Origin of the sequence: Gelidibacter sp., from assembly GCF_035577925.1 — a bacterium.
Taxonomy (GTDB): Bacteria; Bacteroidota; Bacteroidia; order Flavobacteriales; family Flavobacteriaceae; genus Gelidibacter.
In genome coordinates, this window is the sequence record NZ_DATJCY010000327.1 from 1 (window position 1) to 7,290 (window position 7,290).

6 protein-coding genes are annotated in these 7,290 nt (G+C 35.9%); 3 read left to right on the forward strand and 3 right to left on the reverse strand.

The window, feature by feature from the left end; all coding sequences use genetic code 11:
* Positions 1-804: 804 nt before the first annotated feature.
* Positions 805-1,155 (reverse strand): SdpI family protein, encoded by a 351-nt coding sequence (locus tag VNJ50_RS12790; protein ID WP_325582523.1) that lies wholly within the window; start codon positions 1,153-1,155, stop codon positions 805-807.
* A 4-nt stretch (positions 1,156-1,159) separates the two neighbouring features.
* Positions 1,160-1,639, reverse strand: coding sequence for a CBS domain-containing protein (locus tag VNJ50_RS12795; RefSeq protein ID WP_325582525.1), 480 nt, complete (start codon positions 1,637-1,639; stop codon positions 1,160-1,162).
* A 111-nt stretch (positions 1,640-1,750) separates the two neighbouring features.
* On the opposite strand from VNJ50_RS12795, the gene VNJ50_RS12800 reads away from it, so the two are divergent.
* From VNJ50_RS12800 to VNJ50_RS12810, 3 genes are all read left to right on the forward strand, one after another.
* Positions 1,751-4,051, forward strand: a complete 2,301-nt coding sequence (locus VNJ50_RS12800) for a M28 family peptidase (RefSeq protein ID WP_325582527.1) — start codon at positions 1,751-1,753, stop codon at positions 4,049-4,051.
* Positions 4,044-4,853 carry an NAD(P)H-binding protein gene (locus VNJ50_RS12805; protein ID WP_325582529.1) on the forward strand — a complete coding sequence of 270 codons (810 nt, stop codon included), beginning with the start codon at positions 4,044-4,046 and terminating at the stop codon, positions 4,851-4,853. The genes VNJ50_RS12800 and VNJ50_RS12805 overlap by 8 nt, the downstream gene beginning before the upstream one ends.
* A 102-nt stretch (positions 4,854-4,955) precedes the next feature.
* Positions 4,956-5,645, forward strand: coding sequence for a hypothetical protein (locus VNJ50_RS12810; protein ID WP_325582531.1), 690 nt, complete (start codon positions 4,956-4,958; stop codon positions 5,643-5,645).
* 82 nt (positions 5,646-5,727) lie between these two features.
* On the opposite strand, the gene VNJ50_RS12815 is transcribed toward VNJ50_RS12810, so the two are convergent.
* Positions 5,728-7,290: M13 family metallopeptidase (locus tag VNJ50_RS12815; RefSeq protein WP_325582533.1), on the reverse strand; the 1,563-nt coding region annotated here is incomplete at its 5' end.

Consider the following 7,290-nt stretch of genomic DNA (forward strand, 5'->3'; position numbering starts at 1 on the left):
CGCAAAACTGATCGAAAAAGGATTTGATTTCAACTATTTTACCAGTATTTACACTACAAAAGCAGGTACTGTGTATTATTTTGTGTACAATCAAGGGTATTTACCACTGGAAGGCGATTTTTATGCGTTGGTGAAACGGGAGGGGTGAATATTTTTTGATTATGACGAGAAATCAATAGCAGGCCGTGCACTCCATATATTTTTGAGCTGTGCGTGTGTCATCATGCACTGTTCTAATAAAACTGATTTTATTCAATCCGATTCATTTTCGCTGGATTTTGTCGCGTGTCAAAAACATCAGCAATCTTTATAAATCCTTTTTGTTCGTCAACTGAATATATCAATTTATAGTTTTTAAAGACCAGATAATGATACTTGATTTTTCTTTTCTTAAGCAATTCTTCTTCCTGCCCGATGAAAGGCACTTTTAAAATCTTTTTTGTTTTATCAGAATCTACTTGTGTAATAGATTTATCAATTTTTGCAATAAATTCCTTTTCTGTAATCTAGCAATGTCACTAGTTTTATCAATTTCAAAACGTACTTTCATCTCTTCCGATAAGGATTTTAGCAACAATTTTTGCTTTTTGTTTTTTTGGACAAAGTGTTATACTTTCATTTCAGTCTTGATATATCAAAAATAGTAAAATTCACTTGGAATGATAGGTTTAAATATCATAGATTTTCGCTATATAACCGCCAACAGTAAAACTTATCCAACGCCATTGACATCTACTTTCAACATTTTAAACCGCAATCTTTTTTATCAAAACCACCAACTTAGTACCAAAATCTGAAATAGCTTCATTTTCTAATTTTTCCATTCTTACAAAATTTAAGACGCAGCATAATTTCTACAACAGGAATTATTAAAAGCGAGAGTATCGTCAAAGAAAAGAAAGAATATTTGTAAGCCAGCTGGTCTTCATGCAGATAACTATAGAGAACAATTTCAATTACCACAAAAAGGATTACAACGCCAACAAATAACTTCTTGGACAAATTATTGGCATAATTCCAAGTCGTATCGTTTTTTAATGACATTGGGCTTTTGTATCCAAAAGCACTTCTCGATTTTGGTGTATATAAATAGCCAATAATGGCCATAAGGCTGATAATACCGGATCCAATTAGGCTTTTTGTTAAATAATCCATTCGTTTACTTCACCGTCGAATTCCAATTTTGCCCCTTCATTTCCAAAGCTGCTTTTAAAACGTCTCTTTGGCTTATTTGTCCCACCAACTTTCCATCTTCCAGAATAGGGAATCGGCGGTGTTTAGATTCTAAAAACACATTGGCAGCGTCAAAAACATTCATGTTGCCGTCTAAAGTATCCACGTTTTTCATCATCCGCTGCTCTACCGTATCATTGTCTATGGGCATATTATAATACCTGCTTTCACTGATCTGTTTTAAACAATCGCCTTCCGAAATAATGCCCACCAATTCGTTATTTTCATTAACTACTGGCCCGCCTGAAATGTTGTGTTTAATCAAAATTTCTACGACTTCCACTATTTTTTGATCAGTTCTAAATGTGATCAAATCTCTGCTCATAAAATCACACACTCTAAACGGCAACTGCTCCATAGCTTTTTGTTGCGGTTTTCGTGCGCCCTGAAAACTCTTTATAGCCATAACTTATTTATTTAGTGAGCTTTAAAGTTATAAAAAAAACTTCATTTAAACTAACATGTATTTTCATCAATTTAATTTTGTAGTTTTAAGTTACCAACTAACACTATTCCCATGTTTAAAAAAGCCATTGCCGCCATTCTCATTATTTTAACCATTTATTGGAGTTTCTTTTCGCTGTTGCCAACACATATTTCAGATCTAAATACACCACCTACGGCCTTCTCTTCCGAACGCGCTTTGGTACATCTCAAAAACATCTCCCAAAAACCACATTATGTCGGTTCCGATGAACATGAAGTCGTTAAAAATTATTTGATAAAAGCACTGAATGATTTAGGCTTAGAAACTCAAATTCAAGAAGCTTATAGCCAAAATAAAAAATGGGGAAGCATCGTGAAACCCAAAAATATTTTGGCCAGAATAAAAGGATCTGACAACTCCAAAGCTTTAATGCTCCTTTCGCATTATGACAGCAAATCGCATGCGTCTTACGGTGCGAGTGATGCCGGTTCGGGCGTGGTCACTATTTTAGAAGGTTTGCGTGCTTTTTTAAGTGAAGGCAAAACGCCTAAAAACGATATTATCATCCTTTTTTCAGATGCTGAAGAATTAGGTTTAAACGGTGCCGATATATTTGTCAATCAACATCCTTGGGCAAAAGACGTCGGACTCGTATTGAATTTTGAAGCGCGCGGAAGTGGTGGCCCAAGTTATATGCTTATTGAAACCAATCATGGCAATCAAAATATTATCAACGGATTTAAAAAAGCAAATCCTGATTATCCCGTAGCAAATTCTTTGGCGTATAGCATCTATAAAATGTTGCCCAACGATACCGACCTCACTTATTTCAGGGAAGATGGCGATATTGACGGATTGAATTTTGCGTTTATTGACGATCATTTTGATTACCACACGGCTTTAGATACTTATGACCGATTGGACAGAAATACTTTAGAACACCAGGGCAGTTATTTGATGCCTTTACTCACCTATTTTTCGGATGCTGATTTGCATGCTTTAAAAAGCGACGAAGATTCCGTTTATTTTAACGTCCCACTTTTTAAAATGATCAGTTATCCCAACGCTTGGATTATGCCCATGCTCCTTTTTGCCATCTTAATATTTTTTGGTCTGGTTTTTTATGGTCTTAAAACAAGAAAACTCGATTCAAAACAAATGGCTTTCGGTTTCCTTCCGGGAATTGGCGCTTTGCTCATCAACGGTATAGTTGGTTATTTTGGCTGGAAATTGCTAGTGCTCATTTATCCGCAATATGGAGAAATCCTACATGGTTTTCCATACAACGGCCATCTTTATATTTGGGCATTTGCCTTATTTTCAACAGCCGTCTGCATGTGGCTTTACAACAAAGTTTATAAGCCTGAAAACACGGCAAGTTTAACCGTTCCACCGTTGCTCCTATGGCTCATTATATGTGGTGTTATCGCGTTTAAACTTGAAGGTGCAAGTTTTTTTATCATTCCGGTGTATTTTGGATTGATCAGTCTTTTTGTATTATTAAGACAAAAACATCCGAACATTATTTTGATGGCTCTGTTATTAGTTCCATTACTCACAATTATGTCACCATTTATCGTCATGTTCCCAGTAGGCCTTGGACTTAAAACCATTATTGCCACAACGTTATTGGTGTCTATTATGTTTTCATTGTGTATCTCTGTATTTGGATTTTCAAGATATAAAAACCGATGGGCTTATTTGCTGTTCATTATTGCTTTCGGATTGTTTACTGCGGCACATCTTAAATCTGGTTTTAATGAAGAACGACCAAAACCAAACAGCTTGATCTATTTATATGATGCTGATAATAACACAGCAGTTTGGGCAACTTATGACAAGTTACTCGACGATTGGACCAAAAGCCAACTCACCGATTCGCCAGATATTTTTGATACTTCAACTATTAGTTTTGACAGTAAATACGGTACAGCATTAACGTATAGCAAAACCGCCGAAATCAAAGCTATAAACCCTATAGCTGTGGACAAACAACAAGACACCATTATTGATGATATACGACATATTAAAGTCTTGCTCACGCCACAACGAAAAATAAATACCTTGGAGTTTTATTCTGATGCTAGCAACGCTTTTCTTTCCTTTAACATCAACGGAATGGAAATTAAAAAGAAGGACGGTGAACAAACGGTATTCAATGACCGTAGCAAAAATCGATTGTTCAGTTTTATGGTGACAGAACAAAAGCCAATTGAACTGAATTTTTCCGTTCCAACGTCGCAAAACACCACTTTTGAAGTCTTTGAAGTCTCTTTTGACCTTGTGGACCATGATTTGTTTGATATCAAAAAACGCCCAAACACGATGATTCCGAAACCATTTGTACTAAACGACGCTATAATCATAAAAAAAAGCATCAATTTTGAATAAACACATCAGTGTGATTGGTTGTGGATGGTTAGGCTTGTCTCTTGCTAAAGATTTGGTCAAAAACGGACATATTGTGAAGGGTTCTACACGATCTCTGAGCAAAATAGAAACCCTAAAAACAGTAGGAATTATGCCGTTTATAATTTCTATTTCCGAAGAAAACATTACCGGTGCCATTGAAGACTGTTTAAAAAATTCAGAGATTTTAATCATCAACATTCCGCCCGGATTACGTAAAAATCCAGAAACAAATTTTGTAAAACAGATGGATTTACTCTGTAAGCACATTGAAAGTTCTGATATAAAAAAAGTGCTTTATATAAGTTCTACTTCTGTTTATGAAGATGATTTCAACATGTCAATGATCACCGAAAAAAGTGCTCTAAATGGTCAATCCGAATCAGCTAGACAACTCATTGGTGCGGAGCAGATTTTCAGATCAAATCCTAATTTTGAAACCACCATTCTGCGATTTGGTGGTTTAATTGGCGAAGATAGATCTCCGGAAAAATTTCTATCAGGTAAAAAAAATATCAAAAACCCAGAAGGCCCGATCAATTTAATTCATCGTGATGATTGTATTGGAATTATAAAAATAATTATTCACGATGAGCATTGGAATACCGATTTTAATGCCGTTGCACCTCAGCATCCTTTGCGGGAAGCCTATTATACATCACTTTGCGAAATACATAATTTACCACTGCCGTACTTTGACCACAATATGCCCAGCAAAGGAAAAATTATCGCAACGGAAAAAGTCAATCGGACGTTAAATTATGTCTTTAAACAGAAACTCTAACAATTAGCACGTTTTTAAGAGTTTGTTTTATTTATTTTTATAGATTTGGCGCAATTAACAAAAATAATGCCCTGATTTAAAGGCAAGAATATTCTATTTAAAATGAAAAAAATTATATTAGCTATTGTCGTCATGAGTTCTTTAAATCTCACTGCCCAGACAAAAACAGAACTTCAAAAACACTTTCAAAAATATTACGAACAGATGAAAAAGCAAGGTGACATTCAAGGGGTCATCAATGCTATGACACACTTGGATGTGTTGGCACCAAGTCAGGCCAGAAAAGATACATTGGCTTATATTTATGTTTCCGAAGGTCGTAATATGGAAGCTTTAAATACTATTGGATTTGAAAAAAACACTACCGATTCTGATCTGAATACCGAAATCAAAGCCATTGCCCTAAAATCTTTGGGCGAGTATGAGCGTGCTCTTGAATTTTATAATATCCTTTACAAAAAACAACCTGGTGCCGTAGTAGCTTATGAATTGGCCGATTTAATGCTACAAACCAATGATTTACAAGGAGCGCAAGAAAAAATTGAATACGGTTTGGCCAATGTTACAGACGATATGCGACGTACTTATTTTGAAACGCAACAGCCTTATCAAACCTCGTTAAAAGCTGGATTTTTATACTTAAAAGCAATTGCAACCTTTAGTGAAGATAGAGATGAAAATCAAGAAATTGCCTTAGCCACTTTAAATCGTGCTTTGGCCATCGATCCTAATTTTAATATGGCACGAATTGCTAAAGATGCCTTATTAACTCGAAAAAAGGGAGAAGAATAAGAGATCTATTTTCCCTTAAACAAAAAAGCAGTCTGTATTAAAAACAGACTGCTTTATTTATAGATAACTTCGGAATATTATATTACCAAATTCTCACACGTTTTTCTGGTGCCAAGTACATTGGGTCGCCTTCCTTGATATCAAAAGCCTCATAAAACGCATCAATATTTTTTAAAGGCTGTGTTGCTCTCTGGATTCCCGGAGAATGCGGATCTGTTTTAATCTGGGTCCTTAACGCATCTTCTCTGGATAAGGTTCTCCAAACCGTAGCCCAACTCATAAAGAAACGCTGTTCTGGAGTAAAGCCGTCGATATTTCCTGGTCGTCCATGTTTTTTGAAATGCAACTGCAATCCGTCATAAGCACCAAGAACACCTCCAAGATCACCAATATTTTCACCTAAAGTAAATTTACCATTAATAAAAACACCATCCAATACCTCAATATTACTGTACTGCTCTGCCAAGGCATCGCCACGTTTTGTAAACTCCACTAAGTCCTGGTCGGTCCACCAATTTTTTAAGTTTCCATCACCATCAAAACGTGCCCCAGAATCATCAAAAGCATGTGAAATTTCATGACCAATCACAGCGCCAATACCACCATAATTCACGGCATCATCGGCAGCATAATTATAAAATGGTGGTTGTAAAATAGCTGCAGGAAAAACAATTTCATTATTTCGCGGATTAAAATAAGCATTTACCGTTTGTGGTGACATGCCCCATTTTTTTCTATCAACTGGCTCATTTATGTCAGCCAAGTTTTTATCTCTTGCCCAATGGCTTACTGCCATCATATTTTGGGCATAACTGTTACCATCTTTTATTTGTAGTTTTGAATAATCTTCCCACTCATCCGGATAAGCAATTTTAACCGTAAATTTATCCAATTTTTCAATGGCTTTTATCTTGGTTTCCTCAGTCATCCAATCCAATTTTGAAATTCTGCCCTTAAACGCTTCAATCACATCGGCAATCATTTCTTCAGCTTTGGCTTTGGCTTCTGGTGGAAATTTTGCTTCTACATAAAGCTTTCCAATTGCCTCACCAACAGCACTATTAACCGTACCTAAAGCACGTTCTTCTGCTGGACGTTGTTTTTGTGTACCATTGAGTGTTTTTTCATAAAAATCCCAATTGGCTTTTTCAATTTCTGTGGTCAAATAATTGGCAGAACCATTAAGCGTACTCCAAACCATTAAGGTTTTTACATCATCAATTGGTGTTTGTTTTAAGAAGTTTTGTAAAGCAGCCATATATTTTGGTTGCATGACATTTACAGTTTCAATCTTTTTTTCGATGCCTAAATCGTCAATCATTTTCTGCCAATTGATTGTCGAAGTCATTTTTTGCAAATCTTCAAGCGACGTTGGATTGTTATAATTACGCGCATCTCTCATGGCCACTTTATCCAATCTTGGCTCGGCCAATTTGGTTTCCATTTCAAGGACCTTCTTTGCAGCCGACTTTGCTTTGGCATCATCATAACCAATAAAGGTTAACATTCTGGTGATATGATTTAGGTACTGCTGTCTTATTTCTTTAGATTTTTCATCTTGATCTAGGTAATAATCTCTTTGCAATCCCAGACCACCTGGAAATATCCAAGCGATATTCATACTACTATCATTAAGGTTGGCCGA

Coding starts and splice junctions, on each gene's coding strand:
- VNJ50_RS12790 (WP_325582523.1), bottom strand. CDS start 1,155: ATGGATTATTTAACAAAAAGCCTAATTGGATCCGGTATTATCAGCCTT.
- VNJ50_RS12795 (WP_325582525.1), bottom strand. CDS start 1,639: ATGGCTATAAAGAGTTTTCAGGGCGCACGAAAACCGCAACAAAAAGCT.
- VNJ50_RS12800 (WP_325582527.1), top strand. CDS start 1,751: ATGTTTAAAAAAGCCATTGCCGCCATTCTCATTATTTTAACCATTTAT.
- VNJ50_RS12810 (WP_325582531.1), top strand. CDS start 4,956: ATGAAAAAAATTATATTAGCTATTGTCGTCATGAGTTCTTTAAATCTC.